The organism is Pseudomonadota bacterium (assembly GCA_018817425.1).
Classification (GTDB): domain Bacteria; phylum Desulfobacterota; class Desulfobacteria; order Desulfobacterales; family RPRI01; genus RPRI01.
On record JAHITX010000058.1, the window covers coordinates 1 to 19,508 of the forward strand.

Consider the following 19,508-nt stretch of genomic DNA (forward strand, 5'->3'; position numbering starts at 1 on the left):
AATTATACAATATTGGGAAAAATGACTGAAAGATCGTTCCGCGGGCCTTACCCTCAACCCGTCCCAGTTTCTCCATGTTTTCAGAAGGTTTTGGGACAATCAATGTTCTTTGGGATGCACAACCCACTGTGAATAGTACCAACAATAAAATAATACATAATGTACTGCCTTTTGATTTAATATTTTGTTTCATTTCGACTCCATACTTCTTATTAACGGTTCATAATATTAAAAAAACAAAAGCCCCATACTTCAATTTTATGAAGATTGGGGCTTATTTGTATCCGGTCATATTAAATCCTCGAGAGCTTTAAAAAAAGTAAAATACAAAATGAGATATAGGATTATATATTCCTCAAAATATCACAACTTGTATAATGAACAAAAATACAAAAATCCCGATAGCACTTTGCCTGAATTAAATCAATAAAATTTTTAGAATAAAAGTGTAGAATTTAATGCTTTTGAAAAAATTGCTCAGGGCAATAAGCTATTATGGGGATGCGCTATTTCAAAACTCTATTGATATAAGAAATAATTATTGTTTTAAGAAATTGCTTAAAAGCTGTTGCCGTGCCTTTTCATATTCTTTTTCTGATATCTCTCCACCTGCATAAAGAGTTTTCAGCGCTTCTATTTTGTCAGTAAGAATCTGTTTGGAATCGATTGCCAAAGGATAAGCGTCCGCTGTTAAAATTGTTACATACTTATGACCGATAAAAACCCAGCGCCACACTTCTTGAATTGCAATATTTGTTAGATAATTATTTCCAGCTTCATCTTTCAGAAGTTCATAAGCATAAGCTTGTCTGTTGTTAACACCAATGGGTATGAAATCAAAAAGAAGAAGGCCTACTGCTCTGGCTCTCACCTTGTGTCTCTGTGACAAATCGAGTTTTGCTATCGGTGCATCTGAAAAATGCACCGGAGTTCCGGCACAGCCAAACATAACTGCCGACAAGAGCACTGTTATGAGTTTTGTTTTGATATTCATCTTACAGCCTCCCCTGAAATGGTCAAGATTGAAAAGGTGCCTAAAGAGTACCACAACCAGTCTTCCTGGAGCGTTACATCAATCAGGGCTGTTGCTCCCGGTGCTTTTGCAAGTGCGTCAGCATAGGCACGGTCCGTACGAGAATTATGAAATATTGAGAAAAACATCTGAAAGATCGTTCCGTAAGCTTTACCCTCAACCCGTCCTAGTTTCTGCATATTTTCAGGTGGCATAGGAACAATGGTCGTCCTCTGAGATGAGCAACTCGCTATTAATACCACCAAAAGCAGAGCAAGGCATAATGTGCGGCCTATCGGTCTATTTTGTATTTTCATTTTGGCTCCATATTGGTTATTTAAAAATGTGAGCACTTATAATCATCGTGCTCCAAAGTTCTTCACGGCTTCCACAATTGCTTTGTGGTGATCAGGGCCATACGCATGTTCGTTATTCAATTTATTTTTTTCATCGCTTCTTTCTCCTTTAGGCATATAACCTGTTCCCATCTAATTGAGCTAAAAACTTGCTACCTTAAGATTTTCATCCCAATTTTTAATAGTTCACAATATTAAAAAAACAAAAGCCCCATACTTCAATTTTATGAAGATTGGGGCTTATTTGTTTCCGGTCATATTAAATCCTCGAGAGCTTTAAAAAAGTAAAATACAAAATGAGATACAGGATTAATATATTCCTCAAAATATCACAACTTGTATAATGAACAAAAATATAAAAATCCCGATAGCACTTTGCCTGAATTAAATCAATAAAAATTTAGAATAAAATTTAGAATTTAATGCTTTTGAAAAAATTGTTTAAGGCAATAAGCCAGTATGGGGATGCGCTATTTCAAAACTCTATTGAGCCAGTTTCAAAACGCCCCAGTTTGGCCGATCTCTGCGTTGGGCTCAAATTGCAATCCTCGAAATACTCAATGTATTCCTGCGGTTGAAATTTTCGCCCGCCTTGAGCTTGACCAAACTGAAACGTTTTGAAAGTGGCTCTATTGATATTAGAAATAATTATTGTTGATCAGTTATTACTTCATTGGGAATTTCTATAAATTATACCTTTAGATATTAATACTATCTATTTGACACGCAGATGAAATCGGTGAGAGGAATATTCACGGATTAATGCAATTAAGGAAAAACGGATATGAAAATTACACCTTTGATGAATGACGGATATGATGGCGAACCGGCTAAAAGAGTTTTGAACTATTTGCAGGGCCGAAAACAAAACGGGGTTCCGATAGTCGGTATATATTGCGGTTATGCGCCTATGGAGCTGATTCACTCTATGGGTATCGCACCGGCAAGTCTATGCGCATTTTCAAAAGTCCCTATAGAAGCTGCGGAAACAGTATTGCCGGCAAATCTCTGCCCTTTAATAAAATCGAGCTATGGTTTTATTATTGAAGGGACCTGCCCGTTTTATGCCATGTCTCAGGCAGTAATTGCGGAAACTACTTGTGACGGGAAGAAAAAAATGTTTGAACTTATCGCAGATATCAAACCGATACATATTATGGATTTGCCGCAGGTGCCGGATGAAGTTGAAGCTGTGCAAAACTGGAAGAAAATGATTTTAAATCTTCAAAGGTTTCTTGAAAATACTTTTAATTGTAAAACATCGGATGAAAAAATTGAATCATCACTTTGCGCATCAAACATAAAAAATACTTTGATGCAAAAAATTTTCGAATATGCATCACTCAAGCCTCCTGTTATAAGCTGGCAGGAGATGTATGATGTTTCCTTTTTGGCACAACCGGCAACTGCTGACGATGTTATACCCGTTCTTGAACAAGTGATAGAAAAACTGGAAAAGCGTGTAGAAGAAGGCGTTTATTTTGGAAAGCCTGATTCGGTGCGGGTTTTGGTAACGGGTTGCCCCATAGGAGGGGATGCAACAAAAGTTTTTAAAGTGATAGAAGAATCAGGCGGTATCGTTGTAGCCCCGGATTCATGCACTGGAATGAAGACATTTATGGGCCGGTTCGAAGAAAACACAGATGATCCTGTAACTGCTATGGCCGAACGTTATTTGAAAATTCCCTGTTCCTGCATGACACCGAATAGTAAACGACTTGATGATCTATCCTTTTTAATAGAAAAATTTAAACCGGATGTTGTGATTGATTTTATACTTCAGGCTTGCCACTCCTATAATGTTGAGTCGTATAAGGTCGGCAATCATGTGACCGGTAAACATTTGTTGCCGTTTCTTAAAATTGAAACAGATTACTCCGATGGAGATATCGGTCAGCTTAAAACAAGAATTGAGGCACTTTTTGAAAGTATATAAGATTTATAATGGAGAGTTCAAGGTAAGATCATGAAGTATGCAGGCATTGATATCGGATCTCGTACAATAGAACTTGTAGTTATCGAAGCGGATAAAATCATATATTACTTCATGACCGATACCGGTTATGATCCTGTTTCACAGGTGAAAAGGCTGTTGCGCAAAATATCATACGATAAAATTATGGCAACAGGTTATGGGCGCTCTCTGATCGGGTCATCTTTTGATATGCCTACGATAACTGAAATTAAAGCTCATGCCAGGGGTGCGCGGGCTTTATTTCCCGATGCTCAGACTGTGCTTGATATTGGCGGTCAGGACAGCAAAGCTATTTTTATGAATAGTAACGGAAAAGTAAAAAAATTTGAAATGAATGACAAATGCGCTGCCGGTACAGGAAAGTTTCTGGAAATCATGGCGAAAACTTTGGGGTTTGATATTGACGATTTTGGCACGGAAGCATTTTATGGAAAAAACGATATCAATATTTCAAGCATGTGTACTGTGTTTGCCGAATCCGAAGTCGTTTCCCTTATTGCAAGAGGTTGCAAAAGGCGTGAAATTGCAAAGGGTTTGCACAATAGTGTCATACGCCGTACAACCGGAATGATTAATCGTGTATCATCGGAAGGAGAAATCGTTTTTACGGGCGGTGTAGCAAAAAATCCTTGTATGCGTAACTTACTTGCAGAAAGACTGGGTCGAAAAATTCTGATACCAAATGATCCCCAGATGGTTGGTGCTTTTGGAGCAGCTCTTCTTGCGGGAGAATGAACAAGGGGGAATATAGGGTACAATTATATGATGCATCGCTCCAGGAGCATCTATTCGTGATTTTCTTGGCATAAAACTCAATTAATATATCAGCCAGAATTAATAAAGTTTAATAGTTCAAAACGTACCTAATACTACACCCAATACTACTCTCTACTTCTCAAAACAGAAATGCCAAGCTCAATTTGATAAGGTTTGCTATTACTCTTTTATCACAGATATTTTGGAAAGTTTCTTTCTTGATTTAGCAACTTCTTCTACCAACCATTGCCAAGGTCCTTTGGGTCTCATCAGAAGATCTAATTTTACCTCATAGAGTTTATTACAAACTTCGGAGTTTACACTTTCATAACTTCTGAATACTTTCATATCCATATTGCTTAACAGTTCATGTACTTCTTCCGTAAATGAATTGGCGGCAATCAGGTATTTACTTTTATGTTTTATTTCAGCAAGGTTCCTTCCGACATTCATTATCTGACAATGTGCCATGTTCAAGCTGGCTGAATATGAAGAGTAGTTGAAAAATGTGCCCTCATCAAGAGCGATAATATCGCAAATTCTATCGGGAGTAAGATGATTTTCAATTGAATTAAGCTGTCGGAGTTGCTTATAGTCATTTGTTTTTAAAGGCAGCCAGATGCTGTGACCAACATAATGGCCCCAGGAGTCAAAGGTAATGCGGTTGAGATCAGGAAGAATCATGGAAGCCTTTTTGATGACATCTGCCTGCAATGATTCGGGCATACAGTAAAGATCACTATGACAAGAAAGTATAATGCTTATGTGTTTGTTTGTTGAAATGCACTCGCTTTTTAATATAATTTCATTGCTTGATTTATTAGGATATCTGAATAATTCATGATGCACACAATGCGCTTCTAATGAAGAGTATGCAAAATGCCTTTTCTGCATGGAATACCAGAGTGGCTGATCCGCGTTAAGAGCAACAAATACTTGCATCGGAATGCCGGTAGCTTCAGCAAGATCATGAAGGTTTTCAATACGGGCGCGGCGGCATCCTGCTTCCCAGTTTTGTAGTTGGCGAACGCTCACTCCAACCAAGCTTGAGATTTTTTCCTGGCTTATTCTACGCCAGTGACGATAATCTTTAATCAGAGACCCCATCGAATTATATAATTTGGGTTCACTATACGAATTCTTTGTTCGTTGTAAAGAAGTCATAAACTGTTTATACCCCTCGATAGAAATCAAAATACATTAAAGCATATAACATATCTTTGGTTAACCTATAAAAAAATAGAGTGTGTTGTCAATAAATAATAAATCACTAATTGGCTGTTTCTGAGTTTGCCCAATAATCATGTTCTTTACGATAAATTGTATATCGGGAATCTAAAGCATTTTGAATTGTCATTGTGTTCTTTGTTTGTTCTGCTTTTGTGTAAGGGGTGTTTTTTTAAAAAAAAGGGGGTGAGAATTACAAATTAAAACTAAGAGGAGCTTGTATTTATTAACACTTAATTTAGGAGGAAAAACATGAGTAAGAGAAGATGGGGGGAAACAGGTTTGTTTGTGTTTGCAATTTTTGTGCTGTTAGGAATTTTCTCTTCAAGTGCGTCAGCAGAAATGGACGCCAATTTTCATGGTTTTTTTGAATCCAGTTTTGTTTTGCGTGATACAACTGGTATTCAAAACGGTTTTTTCGATCAAACAGAAGGAGTTCAACAGCGAAATACATTAAAGTTTGATATTGATGTTGACCCAAATATGAATTGGGGTCCTATTGCAGTAGAAAAAGTCCATCTGACCTTTCGAGGCGCATATGATTCGATTTTTGATCTTCGTGCAAATGAATATGACATCGAGGAAAATCTGGGTGCTTCCAGATTCGATTATGGCTTAAAAGATATTAGATTCGAAGCTGATTTAAGGGAAGCTTTTATAGATTTTTCATATAAAGGATCTCTTGGAAGAGGCTTCTTCAGACCGGGAAGACAAATTGTTTCCTGGGGCGAGGGCATGCTCGAAACACTTAATGATGTTATAAACCCACCGGATAATTCTTTCAATTTATTTTTTCAGAATCCTGATGATGTTAAAACTCCCCTTTGGATGGGCCGGTTGAATTTCAGTTTGCCCTCCACGGCTAATCTTGGCCTTAACTTTGATTTGTTGTTAATTCCGGACATCAGACCTACTCAGTTCGGGCCTCTTGATACAAAAGCAAATGGTACATCTAAGGGTCAATTGGAAGCTCCATATGCAAAAATACTACCGTTTGCCGATTTTAGGGGTATTGGAGAATTCCGGTATAATGTTCCCACCGACAATAATGAATACGGAGCAAAGGTATCTGCACAAATCGGAGACAGACTCAACCTCTCTTTTGTATATTTCAGAGATGTGGTCAATGAACCGAGCGTAGCGTTGAAGAATTTTATTGGGCGATTCCCAACATTAGTTGAGTTGAATTATAATAAACAGCATGTTTACGGTGGGTTTTTCAGCTATCAATTACTAGTCTTTGGTATGGAAGCTATAGTCAGAGGTGAGGTTTCCCGTTATACAGCTTATCCTATAGGCCGACCAGGTTCAGATTATAAAAGAACTACCGATGATCTTGGCAATATGGCAATAGAAACTTATACATACAAGCCGGTTACAAAAACAATGCTTGCGCTTGACAAGGATCTGCGCTTGAGGTGGCTTTCTAAAGATCTAACAAAAGTTTCAGTAGAATGGATACATAAAACTATTAATGAATGGGAAAGCTATTTGAGCAACAAGCATTATGTCAGTCATTATGAAGGCACCCTGATGGTAGGAGGCGATACTAGTAAAACACTCAGATACGACCGCAGAAATATGAGAGAACAAGATGTGTTCATGTTTCAGATCATGACTTATTGGTGGGCTTCCAAACTCAATCCATTGCTTGTAATTGGAGTTAATCCCGGGAAACATGGTGAAGGCACTACATATCTTATTAAACCTTCAATCAAGTGGTATATTACCCCCCAGCTTTATACTGATCTCAAAATGCAGGCCTTTCTTGGAGACAAGGACGCATGCTATGGCTTTGCTGATGGTATAGAAACCAGTGAGGTAACTTTAAAACTGGGATATGAATGGTAAACCGTTATTTAATTGCCGCAAAGCCGTTTAAACAAATGTTATAAACATTGTCAGGCAATACTTGAAATAACAAAAGTTTTTTGAATTTGCTAAAAAGCAAAGGAGGAAAAAGTGAAAATAAGATTGATGCGATTTTTTAACCGGACAGGATTACCGTTACTTTCCCTGCTTGTTCTTCTTTTGGGTATCGGTGGTACTTTACAGGCTGCGGATTTGCCCAATTTGATAGACAAAACTAACTGCGCTCAATACAAAGACTTACTCATTCCGCCATTATACAGGGCGGTTGAAAGGGGAGGCTGGGTTGTTACGCCTGGCACGATAAACTTTCAATACAAGCATTTGGACAGCTATCTTGCTGCAACTGCTAAGAATGCCGGGAGATTCGATGTCAATGCTACTGGTGATTTAATCGAAAAGAGCACAGGAAAAATTGCTGAAACAAATTTTTATGGTATGCCTTTTCCGAATATTGACCTTAATGATCCCAAGGTGGCAAACAAGATCATTTGGAATTTCAATTATCAGAGATATCGTTTAATGGGGACAAAAATAGCTTCTTATGTAACGTGGATTAACAAAACCACAGAGGAACGTTATATAACCGGAATTGATACGCGCCTTTATATGATGGGAAGGCCTCTGGGCACGGAAATAAGAAATCCTAAAAAAGTTCTTACATATGAATTTCAGAGAGTTTCTGAGCCGATGAGTATCAAGGGCACCAATACCATGTCCTACGTCTATATAGACGAAAGGGATAATAGCAACTATGCTTATGTGCCTGCTATCAGAAGGATACGTCAAACAGCATCAACGGCAAGATCCGACCCATATATGGGTTCTGATGCATGGCTTGATATGAATTACATGTGGAGCGGTAAAAACGATTCCATGAAATGGAAGGTTGTAGGAGAAAAGACAGTTCTTGTTAGTTTTACCAGCCCAAACATGATTCCAATGCAGGATGTGCCTGATGGCAGTGTCATTCCTAAATATCCCTGGAGCGGCAAACGCATGAAATTAGGATTTGAAGTTCCTGGATGGAAGGGTGATGCATGGGCTCCGGCTCCGGGCACGCTTACCTATGTCCCAAGAAAAGTATGGGTTGTAGAACAGATACCTACAGATCCTTATTATAACTGGGGATTGCATGTAAACTATATTGATCAGGAAACTTATACAATATGGTATAAGGAGGTATATGACAAGGCAGGCGCATTCCATACCTGGGTTTGCATGCTGTTGCACTATAGTGAATCGCCCAGCGGCAAGGTCAGCACGGGAGATTATGATAGCCAGCTCTATATTGATGAAATATACAAACACGCAACATGGTCAGGCCGTATGGATCATCCTGAAGCACGCGTGTACTTACCTTCGTCCAAGTTGGATCCTGACTATTTTACTGTAAATAATTTCTTATTGCTGTCTAAATAGGAATGCTTTTTAAAGTTATTTGGGGTGTATTTAAAACCCACCCCAAATAACTTCTTGTTTTTTTACTTTTACTGTTTTATTTTTGACTTCTCCTATATTCAAACTAAATTTAAAGAAAATTACCAATAATCATAGTATTAAATAAATAATATTTTAATAAAACAGGATATTATGAAAGAAAATATTGAAAATATTGTGATAGGTGCCGGTTTTGCCGGTTTAGTGTGTAGTGGATATCTGGCAAAAGGAGGGCAGAAGACTTTGCTGCTCGAAAAGGGGCCTGTTGTTGGCGGACGGGCGGCAGCGCACAGCTTTAACGGATACAATATAGTCATGCACCTACCGCTTATCATGACAACGCTCAACAATGGCGGAGGTTATGGTTGGGCAAATGCTGCGAAAGACTTTGGCGCAAACATACGCTATCACACCAGCCGGGAACCGCGAATTTATTTCAAAGGTTCCAAAAAAACTTTTATGACGGTTCCTAAATGTCTGACTACAGATGCAGCTGTGGAATGGATGATTGAATTTCTTGATGCGATACGTCCGGATCTTGTCAAAGATGGCCTGAAGCAGGAATTGTGCCCTCTCGTACATGAGATTCTCACAAAGCCTTTCAACGAAATGTGCCGTGAGTGGGATCAGCTTTCGGTAAAACAATGGGTTCAGGCAAGATCTTCAAACCCTTCTGTCAAGTACCTGTTTACCAGTCTCTGGGCAGGCTATGCCTGGACAGGAGATGCAAATTTTACCTGGGAACGTGGTTCCATGGGCAAGGGCGCTGTAATGTTCAGGATATGGATCGGAGGCCAGGGATTGATGAGTGTTGCTATGCCGGATGTGCAAAAGGGCATTTGTGAACCAATTGCTGATGCAATTACCAAAAACTTCGGATGTGAAATCAGGACTGGCCAGAACGTATCCGAAGTGCTTATAAAAAACGGCAAAGCAATTGGTGTAGTGATAAAGCACGAAAAAAAATCAGACGAAATCATAAAAGCCAGGCGGGTCATACTGGCAACAACATGGCTTGACTACTTTAACCTGTTCAAGATTATGCCGGCTTCACTTGCAGATACTCTTCGTTTACCTATGAATCAGAAAATGGGCGGAGTTTTTCTTATAACAGGCCTAAATGAATCGATACCTCTTGATGGAGCTTTTTTTATGGTTTACGATCCTGAGACGGGTTCCACCATACAGGGAGGATGCGCACAGAACATAGAACAGCCCTGGAATGTTCCGGCAGGTAAACAACTAGTCTGGTCGTACTCGATCAGGTCTGAGGAAGAATTTAACAGGCTTGGTTTGGAAGGTATAACTGCTGAGATGAATGAGAACTTTGAAGAAATCTATCCCGGTTTCAAAAAAGCCATCGAGTTTCAGACACCTCCCAAAGGCGCTGTACACCCTTCACATTACGAGTTCAGTTCACTTCCCAAAATCGGACAGAAATCACCGGATGTTAAAGGGCTTTATTTCTGTGGTGAGGCAACCTGGCCTATGTATGGTCAGATTACCGATGGTACCGCCAGTACCGGTGTCTCAGTAGCTAACATGATCTTATGTACTGATAATCCCTTTGGTAGAATATAATAATTGGCTACAATATAATTAATGTGCAAAACAAGGGACGCATCACACTTATAAATTTACTTATCAAAAAGCAAATATTTATTTGCCTTTGCGAGTTTCTCGCCACGTATTACAGATTTGCTAACAGCTGTTACTGTTATATTCAACAAATTCGCCATCTCCCAAAATCCTCTCAACACCCTTCTCAAAAGCCTTTGCCATCAATACACTATGGCCGCAGTATGGATAATTTTCCAATCTTGCTAAATCAGGAACAAGTCCGGCCCTAAGAGGGTTTAGATGGATGTAGCGCACCAGTTCCAATAAGTAAGAGTTTTCCTGGCATAAAATAGATTTGTAGCGGTTTTGAAACAGATGTCCGGATCTGCGGTGTCTGCGGTTGTACCAAAGTGCGTATCCGGTAAAAAGCCGTCAGAACTTATAAAAAATGCCAATCCGTTCTTGCAGAGACCTTGAGAATACCCCCCTCCGAAACAACAAATAAAATATATCGGAACAATATCAATAAAAGAATTAAACTCCCTTAATCTTATTGTAAAAGTCTCTATTGATTTCTTTGAAAAATTTGATACTTTGCAATAGGTTAAAAAATCATTTATCTTTTCTTCAAGCATTGGAAAACCTCCTTTATATAGAGAAACTTTTGTGTTTGTGAGTTTCCCAATGCTTTTAGAATAAAATTGCAATATTATCACCATGGATTGCGCTGACCGCTGGGTTTGTAGGTTGGACGATAAAGACAGCATCAAGCTAAGTGAATGGTGAAGGGAGAAATATGGGTACAAAAATTGATAAACATGGCTACTGGTATGCCATCCATCGTATAAGCCTTATCCTTGTGTATGCGGTGATTCTCTTTGTTGCAGCTGGTACCGTTCATTGGGTACGGGGTTGGATCTGGATCATTTCCACATTAGTTTTGGAAATCATTATGCTTGTTATACTCGCTCAACGAGTCCCGGAAACGCTCAATCATCGTGGAACTTCGCATAGCGGTGTAAAGACATTTGATAAACTGTTCACATTATGCTGGATGGTTATCCAGGAGCTGATTGCGCCTGTTGTCGCAGGTATGGACTGGCGTTTTGGATGGTCTGGCATGTCTCTTACAGCGCTATATATCGGGTTTGGTCTCTTGGCTCTAACGTGGCCATTCGGTACATGGGCTATGATCACAAATGCACATTTCGAACAATTCGTACGCATACAAAATGATCGCGAACATCAAGTTGTTACAACGGGACCATACAGTATCGTTCGACATCCCGGATACGCATCCTATATCATATTTTTAGCAGCAATGCCCTTGATCCTGGGTTCCTGGTGGACATTTTTTCCTGCCGGTGCGTTGATGCTATTGTTCACTATCAGAACCGCTCTTGAGGATCGCACTCTCCACAAAGAATTGGAAGGTTATAAGGCATATGCTGAGGAGACCCGCTATAGGCTTCTGCCTGGCATATGGTAGGGGAATATCGGGAACGTTCTTTAGTTATATAGTTTCTATCAGATATCTTTCTTAGCATGTTACTATAAAGGAAATTAAAAAAGAAAGAAGCGTATTCAGGGGTAGTATTAGGTGCGTATTAAACTAGTAAACTTAATTTGCAAATAAGATACAAACTGCTTTGGAATTAGACGCTATGCGATTTTCCCTGATTTGGAGTGGCTTGGTATGGAACTAAGAAAAAGTTGTATCATTCGTACTTTCTAAAAAACAATAAACCCGACCGAACGATAACACGCAGCCCAGCGTGTTATCGTTGCGGTAGCCGGATAAAATCATGAAAAAAATTATTCCATTGGTATTATTTTTTCATTGAGAAAATCCAAGGATCAAAGTAAGAAGCGCGGACCTTTCAAAACCTGAAACATTGTATGAATGTCTTGATGGTGCTGATGCAATAGTTCATTTTGCAGGAGTACTGTTTAAGGCTGATCCGGAAAAGTTCCTTTATGAAACAAACATTCAGTATTTTAAAAATCTTATTGGAGTTGCCAAAGAAAAAAATATAAGTAAAGTGATATTAATCAGTTTTCCCCATGTTGAAGGGCCAACCTCAAGAAAGCTGCCTGCCACGGGCAGCTTGGTCGGCAACCCTGTATCTGTCCATGCCAAGACAAGACTTGAGGAAGAAAAATATCTTTTCAATGAAATCGAAAACTCGGTATCGCTTAGGGTGGGAATGGTTTATGGTAAAGGTATTCTGATGATAGATGCTGCAAAATGGTTTGCAAAAAGACATCTGCTTGGTGTTTGGAAGGACCCAACTGAAATTCATTTGATTTCTAAGACTGACTTTTGCAGAGCAGTTGTGGCTGCAATAAGGAAAGAAAATGCAATTGGTGTTTACCATGTCGGTGATGAAGGCAATGATACCTTACAGTCATTTCTCGATTTTGCATGCGATTTATGGGGATGCAGTAAACCATGGCGAATGCCCTTATGGCTCATATATTTTGCTGCTGAAACATTTGAGTTTGTGTCAAGAGTATTTGGATCTAAAAGTCCATTGACCAAGGACTTCATAGACATAGGGCGGGTATCTTATTATGGAGAAACCTCCCGGTTTAGGAGTGAATTGTTGCCGGAGTTAAAACATCGGCATATTTATGAAGGCATTGAAGAAATGAAGGCGTAAAATTATTTCAGGCGGATTAGACCTATTGCCACTGTCAAATACGTAATAAATATCTATAAAAAAGGGTAAAAAATTTGGCTGACGAAAAACCGGAAATTGATTCAATAGCAATTAATGAGGCGCAGCTTGTTTTGGCGGAAAAGCGCACGTCATTATCCGTAATGCGAACAGGAATAGCAGTATTGGCTTTACCATTGTCTGTGGTTAGCTTTCTGATAGCTACTTCAAAATATTATGATATCCTTAATGTATTATATCTGCTCGTTCCATTAGGTGCATTTAGTCTTGCCCTGATTGTTTTTGGTGCTTACCTGATTGTTCGTTCCATAATCCGAATGCGACATTATGATCGCCTTATTCATGAAATTAAGATCAATCATAGTGTGATTGGAAAATATATAGATTAATTATGAAGTTATTACACAATCCATATAGTCGAATACTATTTATTATACTTCACTTGAAAAAAGTGGCGCAAAATCTTCCCAGCATAAATAGCCCAAGTGCTGTGCCTTAAATCTTGTGGCTACAATTTCTCATTTTGCAAGGAAACAAAAAAAAAATGAAAAAATTATTAATTTACTTTGCAGCCGGGTGTTTGGGAGCTTTAGCGAACAGCCTGGTTGTTTGGCTGTTCGGTGATTTAGGGATAAGTAAATCTTTGGGAGTTTCAATTGCTCCTGCTTTAACTTCGGGATGGTTATATCCTCGTATAGTCTGGGGGGGTATCTGGGGGCTGATATTTTTCCTGCCTATGTTAAGTTCCAAACCATTTTCCAAAGGGACTTTACTGAGTCTTTTTCCGACAATGGTTCAATTGTTTGTCGTTTTTCCCTATAAAGCAAATAAGGGTATTGCAGGCCTTGATCTTGGGCTTTTAACACCGGCACTGGTTTTTTTGTTTAATTGGATTTGGGGAGTTGTCACGTCTTTAACAATCAGGTATTCGAAGTAAAGGAGTATATATTATTATGAAGCTGACTGTTTTTGGAGCAACCGGTTTAAGTGGAAGAATACTTACGAGACAAGCGCTTGATGAAGGTTATAAAGTAACGGCATATGCCCGTAACCCATCTAAGATAGACTTTAGCCACCCAAATCTAAAAATTGTACAGGGTGAATTAAATGATATGGGAGCAATAAAACAGGCTGTAGAAGGAGCAGATACGGTCATCAGCCTTTTAGGTCCTCCAGGAAGAGTAAAAGGCTGTTTGGTTGCAGAAGGTATGGCAAATATAGTTAAAGCAATGAAAGAGAAAAATATAAACCGGTTAATTGCTACGGCAACGCCTAGTGCTTCCGACCCCAATGATTCTTTTGATCTAAAATTCAGTTTTGCGGTCATGATGATAAGACTTCTGATGGGGGATGCCTATGTAGATATTGTTAAAACTGCCGGTATTATCCGGGAATCAGGATTAAATTGGACGATTGTAAGACTTCCGTTTCTAAACAATAAACAAAAGACAGGAAAAGTCAATTCCGGCTATACAGGCAAAGGAGTAGTTAATTTTACATTATCCAGAAACGATTTGGTTGATTTTATATTGGCTCAGGTGAATGGAAAAGAATTTATGCTAAAAGCACCTGCAATAAGTAATTAAATAATCTTGTGTTTAGTACTTAAATACTAAATTCCATAGTAAGAAAAAATAAGGATAAAAAATGAAAATTGGTTTAGCGCTTGGAAGTGGTTCATCACGTGGATGGTCGCATATAGGTATTATAAAAGCACTTATTGATATGGGAATTGAGCCTGATGTGGTATGCGGCACTTCTATCGGCGCATTGGTAGGAGCATCTTATGTTTCAAATAATCTTGATAAGCTGGAAGTTTGGGTATGTTCATTAACCAAATTTAAACTAGTAAAATATTTTGAGATAAAAGCTTCTTTAAACGGGTTCATAGACAAAAAAAAGCTTCAGGAATTTTTGAATGAATATGTTTCTGAAAACAGTTCTTTAATTGAAGATCTTCCTAAAAAATATGCGTCTGTAGCAACTGAGATAGCAACTGGCAGAGAAGTTTGGATTACCAATGGTTCGATTCTGGATGCGGTGTGGGCATCTATTTCGCTGCCTGGTCTGTTTCCGGCAATAAATAAAGATGATCAGTGGCTTGTAGATGGTGGTTTGGTTAATCCGGTGCCTGTTTCTGTTTGTCGTGCATTGGGTGCGGATGTAGTAATTGCAGTAAATCTGAATAGTGACATTGTTGGTAAACATTTTAATAAAACAAAGAGACCGGTTAAAAATAAAGAGGCGGATGTTTTCAGCAAGATTTCCGGTTTCGTGAAAAAGTATAGTGACTGGGAATTCAGATCAACCGTAGATGAAGATAAAGATGAAGAAGTTGATAACGCGCCAAACTTAATTGATGCAATCGCCAACTCGATTAATATTGCGCAAGACAGAATTACGCGAAGCCGTATTGCCGGAGACCCACCGGATATATTACTGACTCCGAAATTATCTCATATCGGATTATTGGATTTTCACCGTGCAAAAGAAGCAATTGCCGAAGGCAGACAATGTGTTGAAAGAGTGAAGGAAGAGATTAACTATCTGTTTAAAAAAACCTGATTGCCTACTGTTTATCCCTGAGAAACCACAAATTATTGCGGCATTGGGTGCGGCCTTTAGCGCCGGAGAGTTATCGCCGATAAGGTATTAACCAATTTCAGATTGACTTGCATTCCCCGCTGCAAGCAACGGGGAATTTTTATGTGCTGATGCGGTTTGGGAAATGCCATAATATTTTCATATTCAAAAATCAACACAAAAAGAAGCATAAACGCTAAAAGGCATTCCTGGGGAATAGCTGGTACTCCCACTCCAGTAACTTTCGGTGGCTGGGTATTTTTCATCAAACAGATTGATGATATTAAGTGCAATCTGATATTTCCTTTTATCGCCGAAACGATAAAAAAGGTTTGCATCAACTTTATCCCATGATTCTCCTTTTAATGTATTGGCTTCATCCAGATTTGCCCCAGATTGATAGTGATATCTGAGCCAGCCGCCGAAACCTTTTGGTGCATTATAACCGATTTCTAAGTTTGCAATATCGGTAGGAACTCTTGGGAGCTGATTGCCGTCGTATGAAACTGTACCGGATGAATAAGAGTCATATTCGGCATCAATATAAGAGTAATCACCGTGCAGGTATCCGTAGTCAAATGCAAAAAAATCAAGTGATATTTCTATTCCGTCCCTTGTTGTTTCACCGGCATTTGCATATTCAAGAGTGACCGGATCTTGAATGAAATCGTCTTCGGTGTTAAGCCGAAAAACAAGAAGTTGCCCGCTGAACCAGGTAAAAGGTCTTGTTCTCATACCCAGTTCGTATTGAGTTCTTATTTGAGGATCCCAGTCATCCTGGGTATATTGGGCCAGTTCGGCAAAACCTGACATGATGGCAAACCCGCGGCTGTAATTACCAAAAAACTCCAGACAATCATCAAAAAAGCTTAGTTCAAGGCCTCCTTTAGGGCTGAAAATATTAACATCATTCATGGAAGACTTTTGGTTATTTAATAGATGATCTGTCAATTCACCTGTAAAATGGTCGTAACGCGCTCCAATGATTAATCTAAGAGGTTTGATTACCTGATAGTTTGCGTCAGTATAAAATCCGAAAGATTTAAAATCAATATGATAGTCGATATATTGATCCCCTTTTTCTCTGCCATTACCGGCAGTAAGTGTCCATCTGTTACGTTCTATATCTTCCGCCATATAGTCCGTTCCTATTGAAAACCGTAATTCCCTTTCACTGATTTCTCCTATAAAATTATAGCTGATTCCGGAACCATAGACAAAACGGTCAAAATCGCGCAAATTTCCAATGTTGGTGCCGGGTGACAGACCGTCTTCGCGACCGGCATAGTATCTTTTAAAATTTTGGTCGTATCCCCAGACCTGTAGCATTATTTTTGATTCATTCGTAATTCGATAGTCTACATCTATTTTGCCGGAAACTCTGTCTTTACTTCCTCCGTTTGCATCATTTACAGATTTTTCAGGATCTTTTTCATACTCTTCCCGATTCAACCATCCGGGTGCATCCCAATCGGAGTTGAAACTTCTGAGGCTAAGCCTAAGATCCAATCCGTCTTTTAAGTGATGCGTAATCCGGGTGGCGGCATTGAGCTTGTCCCATTCAGAATTATCCTGATACCCGTCCGTATGATATGTTTGAAATGAATATACATGATCCCATTTTCCGTCATTGGTTGATAATCCGCCTACGTAATTTCCTTCTGAAGTGTTATAGTCTCCATGCAGCAATTTGATGTGCTGATGGTCCACTTTTTTTTGCGTATAAAAATGTACAACTCCGGCTGATGCAAAATTCCCGTAAAGCGGAGAAACAGGACCCTTGATTACTTCAACTCTTTCCAGTTCTTCAGAGTTTACGATATTAGTGTCTGCATAACCATCGCCTTCGTTTAAAGGAATGCCGTCCATATATATCGCTACATCCGAACCATGGGAACATTGCGTGAACCCTCTCATTTGAAAAGATGCGGCAGTCCCTCCCTGTTTATATTGGTTAATGGATATACCCGGAGCAAGACTTATGATTTCCAATGGGTTTTCATATACTCTGTTTGCAATATCTTCGTTAGACAATATTGTTGCAGATGTGGCATCAAGATTTTTATGGCTGACATCACCGCGCACAACGACATCTTCGAGCTTTATTACTTCAGACAGCTTTTTGCCTTTATTTATTTTATTCGCTTCGACCGGTTGAATTAACTCTTCTTCATATGATTCCTGTGAATATGTATAAGGTGTGACAAACAGTAATATGCTTAAAATCAACACCACATAATTGTAGTACTTCATTTGTTATTCTCCTTTTAAATATTAAAGAGAAAAAACAATTTCCTCTTTGATTTACACCTTTTCCGCAAATTGCCTTCATGGAAAAGGTGTTCCTATAGACAATTATATTAATAATGCTGTTAAGATATTTTCTTACAGAAATTTGCGGCTGAATAATAAATTATTATCTGATCTCAAATGTTAACGAGGCCGATAGTTTTTGTTCATCACATATTTTGGCATCAGGATAATCTTCCATGTATGATGTGGTTATCAGCCAGATGCCTGAGTTTAGCATTTTGATGTTGGCCGTGCCCTTTTTGTCTGTTTTTGTGGCGTAAGCAAAAGTATTTTTATCAGTAGAAAATCCTATATATGTGGCAGTTACAAGGCTGGATGGAAGAGGATTTCCTTTTAATAAAACCTTGATTGGCAAAAATTCTCCCTGCTTCAATGTCCCCGGATCAGACATGGGAATAATTTCCAGATCATGTCCGATAGGATTTAAAAAAGCCGATCCACCGGGTTTACCTGCATTTACTACGGCTTTTGAATATTTTGCATAATAACCGCAACTAATTACATCCTTTAAGTCTTTTTTGGTATATCCCTTTTTGTATCCTTCCGTGGTTTTGGAGAAAAAGCCGCCTTTATTTTTAGCTGCAACTATATATGTTCCTGCGGTTTTTAATGGTTTTTGAGTTTTTAACTCTACTTCGGAGAAGTTATTGAATCCTGTTTTATCTCCCTTATTATTGCAGAGAAAAATTTCTTCCAGATCGTTTGGATTCATGAATTCGCGGGTGGGAAAGTGATGATCGTAAGCTATTACAATGTTGATTTCTTCACCAGGTTCAGGTGTATAGTCTCTAACCTCAAGCCACATGTCATGAGCCATAAGCGGATGACTTGTTAGAATTAAAATTATTATACAATTAACAAACAAGATAAATTGATTTTTTAAAATACACTTCATAATTTTCTCCTTTTCTGTTGGAAATAGTAATTACATTATTTACATCATTTTATTCAGCCGCATTTAAGCCGTTGTAGCGAGCGTTATTTCTGTTGCCGGCAACGGGAAGTTTCAAGTGATTTTACCGTTTCCGGGTTTTTGCATATTTTTGCGAATGCCCGGAGATAACAGCCATTGAATATTTTTGTAAAAACCGCTATTTTAAATTATTTTGTGCGAGTACAAATATGAAGCCGGAATGAAAAAAGATTGGTTTGACAAAAAGAAAATTCCATGGGAATAATACTTTAAGCATTCCTTATTCCAAGGGTGGCAGGGGAGGGCGGCTTAAAAGCACTGGCCGGTGTTTACCGCTTTCCCCAACCCGCTGTAAATCATTTACTTCTTTACCCGCTGATACCACAAAAAAAACCACTCAGGCATTTTATCCGTTTTTGGATAACAGCCTTCGTGGCTTTTGATTAAAATTAGTTTATAGTACTATTGTAGATAGCTTCTACTATCTTGCTGAGAGGTATGGGTGATTGATATAAAGTTTTAAATCATCTGTCAACAACAAATGCTTGTCTGCATCAATTTGTGTAATTAAAAGGTTTAACAGGAGGGATTTGGATGTTGTAATAAAATACTTGACAAAAATTGGTGTTAACGTGTATTTGCATTAAATATATTATCTATAATAAGAAATTATAATCTTAATATAATTGTAAAATATAAGCATTAGTTGAAACAGCCAAGAAGGCATGACCGGATAGAAATCCGCCATATGTTCTTGGCTTTTTTTATGTGATTTTTCAGAAGTTCCGATTCTTAAAAGAAAATAATCGATAAATACTTCTTT

Annotated in this window: 18 protein-coding genes; 11 read left to right on the top strand and 7 right to left on the bottom strand. The window is 38.6% G+C overall.

The features are described 5' to 3' along the window. The 3 genes from KKC46_10115 to KKC46_10125 all read right to left on the bottom strand — a co-directional run. Positions 1-193: hypothetical protein (locus tag KKC46_10115; protein ID MBU1054170.1), on the bottom strand; the 193-nt coding region annotated here is incomplete at its 3' end. Positions 194-538: 345 nt separating this feature from the next. Next, positions 539-994 carry an SHOCT domain-containing protein gene (locus KKC46_10120; GenBank protein ID MBU1054171.1) on the bottom strand — a complete coding sequence of 152 codons (456 nt, stop codon included), beginning with the start codon at positions 992-994 and terminating at the stop codon, positions 539-541. After that, entirely contained in the window at positions 991-1,329 is a 339-nt protein-coding gene (locus tag KKC46_10125; GenBank protein ID MBU1054172.1) for a hypothetical protein, read from the bottom strand. The genes KKC46_10120 and KKC46_10125 overlap by 4 nt, the downstream gene beginning before the upstream one ends. A gap of 823 nt (positions 1,330-2,152) precedes the next feature. On the opposite strand from KKC46_10125, the gene KKC46_10130 reads away from it, so the two are divergent. Together KKC46_10130 and KKC46_10135 are read left to right on the top strand one after the other, a co-directional pair. Further along, a complete protein-coding gene (locus KKC46_10130; GenBank protein ID MBU1054173.1) occupies positions 2,153-3,304 on the top strand; it encodes a 2-hydroxyacyl-CoA dehydratase family protein in 1,152 nt (383 codons plus the stop codon). A 30-nt stretch (positions 3,305-3,334) separates the two neighbouring features. Then, positions 3,335-4,078, top strand: a complete 744-nt coding sequence (locus KKC46_10135; GenBank protein ID MBU1054174.1) for a 3-hydroxyacyl-ACP dehydratase — start codon at positions 3,335-3,337, stop codon at positions 4,076-4,078. A 201-nt stretch (positions 4,079-4,279) separates the two neighbouring features. On the opposite strand, the gene KKC46_10140 is transcribed toward KKC46_10135, so the two are convergent. Further along, positions 4,280-5,263: a helix-turn-helix domain-containing protein gene (locus tag KKC46_10140; protein MBU1054175.1), complete on the bottom strand. Its 984-nt coding sequence runs from the start codon at positions 5,261-5,263 to the stop codon at positions 4,280-4,282. 315 nt (positions 5,264-5,578) lie between these two features. Between KKC46_10140 and KKC46_10145 the strand changes: the two genes are divergently transcribed. The 3 genes from KKC46_10145 (at position 5,579) to KKC46_10155 (ending at position 10,216) form a co-directional block, all read left to right on the top strand. Continuing rightward, positions 5,579-7,177 carry a hypothetical protein gene (locus KKC46_10145; GenBank protein ID MBU1054176.1) on the top strand — a complete coding sequence of 533 codons (1,599 nt, stop codon included), beginning with the start codon at positions 5,579-5,581 and terminating at the stop codon, positions 7,175-7,177. Positions 7,178-7,288: 111 nt separating this feature from the next. Beyond that, positions 7,289-8,617, top strand: a complete 1,329-nt coding sequence (locus KKC46_10150) for a DUF1329 domain-containing protein (protein ID MBU1054177.1) — start codon at positions 7,289-7,291, stop codon at positions 8,615-8,617. A 171-nt stretch (positions 8,618-8,788) separates the two neighbouring features. Then, entirely contained in the window at positions 8,789-10,216 is a 1,428-nt protein-coding gene (locus KKC46_10155; protein ID MBU1054178.1) for an FAD-binding protein, read from the top strand. Positions 10,217-10,491: 275 nt separating this feature from the next. On the opposite strand, the gene KKC46_10160 is transcribed toward KKC46_10155, so the two are convergent. Beyond that, positions 10,492-10,830 (bottom strand): hypothetical protein, encoded by a 339-nt coding sequence (locus KKC46_10160; protein MBU1054179.1) that lies wholly within the window; start codon positions 10,828-10,830, stop codon positions 10,492-10,494. Positions 10,831-10,991: 161 nt separating this feature from the next. On the opposite strand from KKC46_10160, the gene KKC46_10165 reads away from it, so the two are divergent. From KKC46_10165 to rssA, 6 genes are all read left to right on the top strand, one after another. Beyond that, positions 10,992-11,684, top strand: a complete 693-nt coding sequence (locus tag KKC46_10165) for an isoprenylcysteine carboxylmethyltransferase family protein (protein MBU1054180.1) — start codon at positions 10,992-10,994, stop codon at positions 11,682-11,684. A 367-nt stretch (positions 11,685-12,051) separates the two neighbouring features. Then, positions 12,052-12,858 carry an NAD-dependent epimerase/dehydratase family protein gene (locus KKC46_10170; protein ID MBU1054181.1) on the top strand — a complete coding sequence of 269 codons (807 nt, stop codon included), beginning with the start codon at positions 12,052-12,054 and terminating at the stop codon, positions 12,856-12,858. 74 nt (positions 12,859-12,932) lie between these two features. Further along, the gene (locus KKC46_10175) at positions 12,933-13,265 is read left to right on the top strand and encodes a hypothetical protein (GenBank protein MBU1054182.1); all 333 of its coding nucleotides are present in this window, start codon (positions 12,933-12,935) and stop codon (positions 13,263-13,265) included. Positions 13,266-13,420: 155 nt separating this feature from the next. Then, positions 13,421-13,813, top strand: coding sequence for a hypothetical protein (locus KKC46_10180; GenBank protein ID MBU1054183.1), 393 nt, complete (start codon positions 13,421-13,423; stop codon positions 13,811-13,813). A 16-nt stretch (positions 13,814-13,829) separates the two neighbouring features. Further along, positions 13,830-14,462, top strand: coding sequence for an NAD(P)H-binding protein (locus KKC46_10185; GenBank protein MBU1054184.1), 633 nt, complete (start codon positions 13,830-13,832; stop codon positions 14,460-14,462). Positions 14,463-14,523: 61 nt separating this feature from the next. Beyond that, the gene (rssA, locus tag KKC46_10190) at positions 14,524-15,441 is read left to right on the top strand and encodes a patatin-like phospholipase RssA (protein ID MBU1054185.1); all 918 of its coding nucleotides are present in this window, start codon (positions 14,524-14,526) and stop codon (positions 15,439-15,441) included. A 183-nt stretch (positions 15,442-15,624) separates the two neighbouring features. On the opposite strand, the gene KKC46_10195 is transcribed toward rssA, so the two are convergent. After that, positions 15,625-17,712 (bottom strand): TonB-dependent receptor, encoded by a 2,088-nt coding sequence (locus KKC46_10195; protein MBU1054186.1) that lies wholly within the window; start codon positions 17,710-17,712, stop codon positions 15,625-15,627. Positions 17,713-17,875: 163 nt separating this feature from the next. Then, the gene (locus KKC46_10200; GenBank protein MBU1054187.1) at positions 17,876-18,667 is read right to left on the bottom strand and encodes a DUF4198 domain-containing protein; all 792 of its coding nucleotides are present in this window, start codon (positions 18,665-18,667) and stop codon (positions 17,876-17,878) included. Between the last annotated feature and the right edge of the window lie 841 nt (positions 18,668-19,508).

Coding starts and splice junctions, on each gene's coding strand:
- KKC46_10120 (MBU1054171.1), bottom strand. CDS start 994: ATGAATATCAAAACAAAACTCATAACAGTGCTCTTGTCGGCAGTTATG.
- KKC46_10125 (MBU1054172.1), bottom strand. CDS start 1,329: ATGAAAATACAAAATAGACCGATAGGCCGCACATTATGCCTTGCTCTG.
- KKC46_10130 (MBU1054173.1), top strand. CDS start 2,153: ATGAAAATTACACCTTTGATGAATGACGGATATGATGGCGAACCGGCT.
- KKC46_10135 (MBU1054174.1), top strand. CDS start 3,335: ATGAAGTATGCAGGCATTGATATCGGATCTCGTACAATAGAACTTGTA.
- KKC46_10140 (MBU1054175.1), bottom strand. CDS start 5,263: ATGACTTCTTTACAACGAACAAAGAATTCGTATAGTGAACCCAAATTA.
- KKC46_10145 (MBU1054176.1), top strand. CDS start 5,579: ATGAGTAAGAGAAGATGGGGGGAAACAGGTTTGTTTGTGTTTGCAATT.
- KKC46_10155 (MBU1054178.1), top strand. CDS start 8,789: ATGAAAGAAAATATTGAAAATATTGTGATAGGTGCCGGTTTTGCCGGT.
- KKC46_10160 (MBU1054179.1), bottom strand. CDS start 10,830: ATGCTTGAAGAAAAGATAAATGATTTTTTAACCTATTGCAAAGTATCA.
- KKC46_10165 (MBU1054180.1), top strand. CDS start 10,992: ATGGGTACAAAAATTGATAAACATGGCTACTGGTATGCCATCCATCGT.
- KKC46_10180 (MBU1054183.1), top strand. CDS start 13,421: ATGAAAAAATTATTAATTTACTTTGCAGCCGGGTGTTTGGGAGCTTTA.
- KKC46_10185 (MBU1054184.1), top strand. CDS start 13,830: ATGAAGCTGACTGTTTTTGGAGCAACCGGTTTAAGTGGAAGAATACTT.
- rssA (MBU1054185.1), top strand. CDS start 14,524: ATGAAAATTGGTTTAGCGCTTGGAAGTGGTTCATCACGTGGATGGTCG.
- KKC46_10195 (MBU1054186.1), bottom strand. CDS start 17,712: ATGAAGTACTACAATTATGTGGTGTTGATTTTAAGCATATTACTGTTT.
- KKC46_10200 (MBU1054187.1), bottom strand. CDS start 18,667: ATGAAGTGTATTTTAAAAAATCAATTTATCTTGTTTGTTAATTGTATA.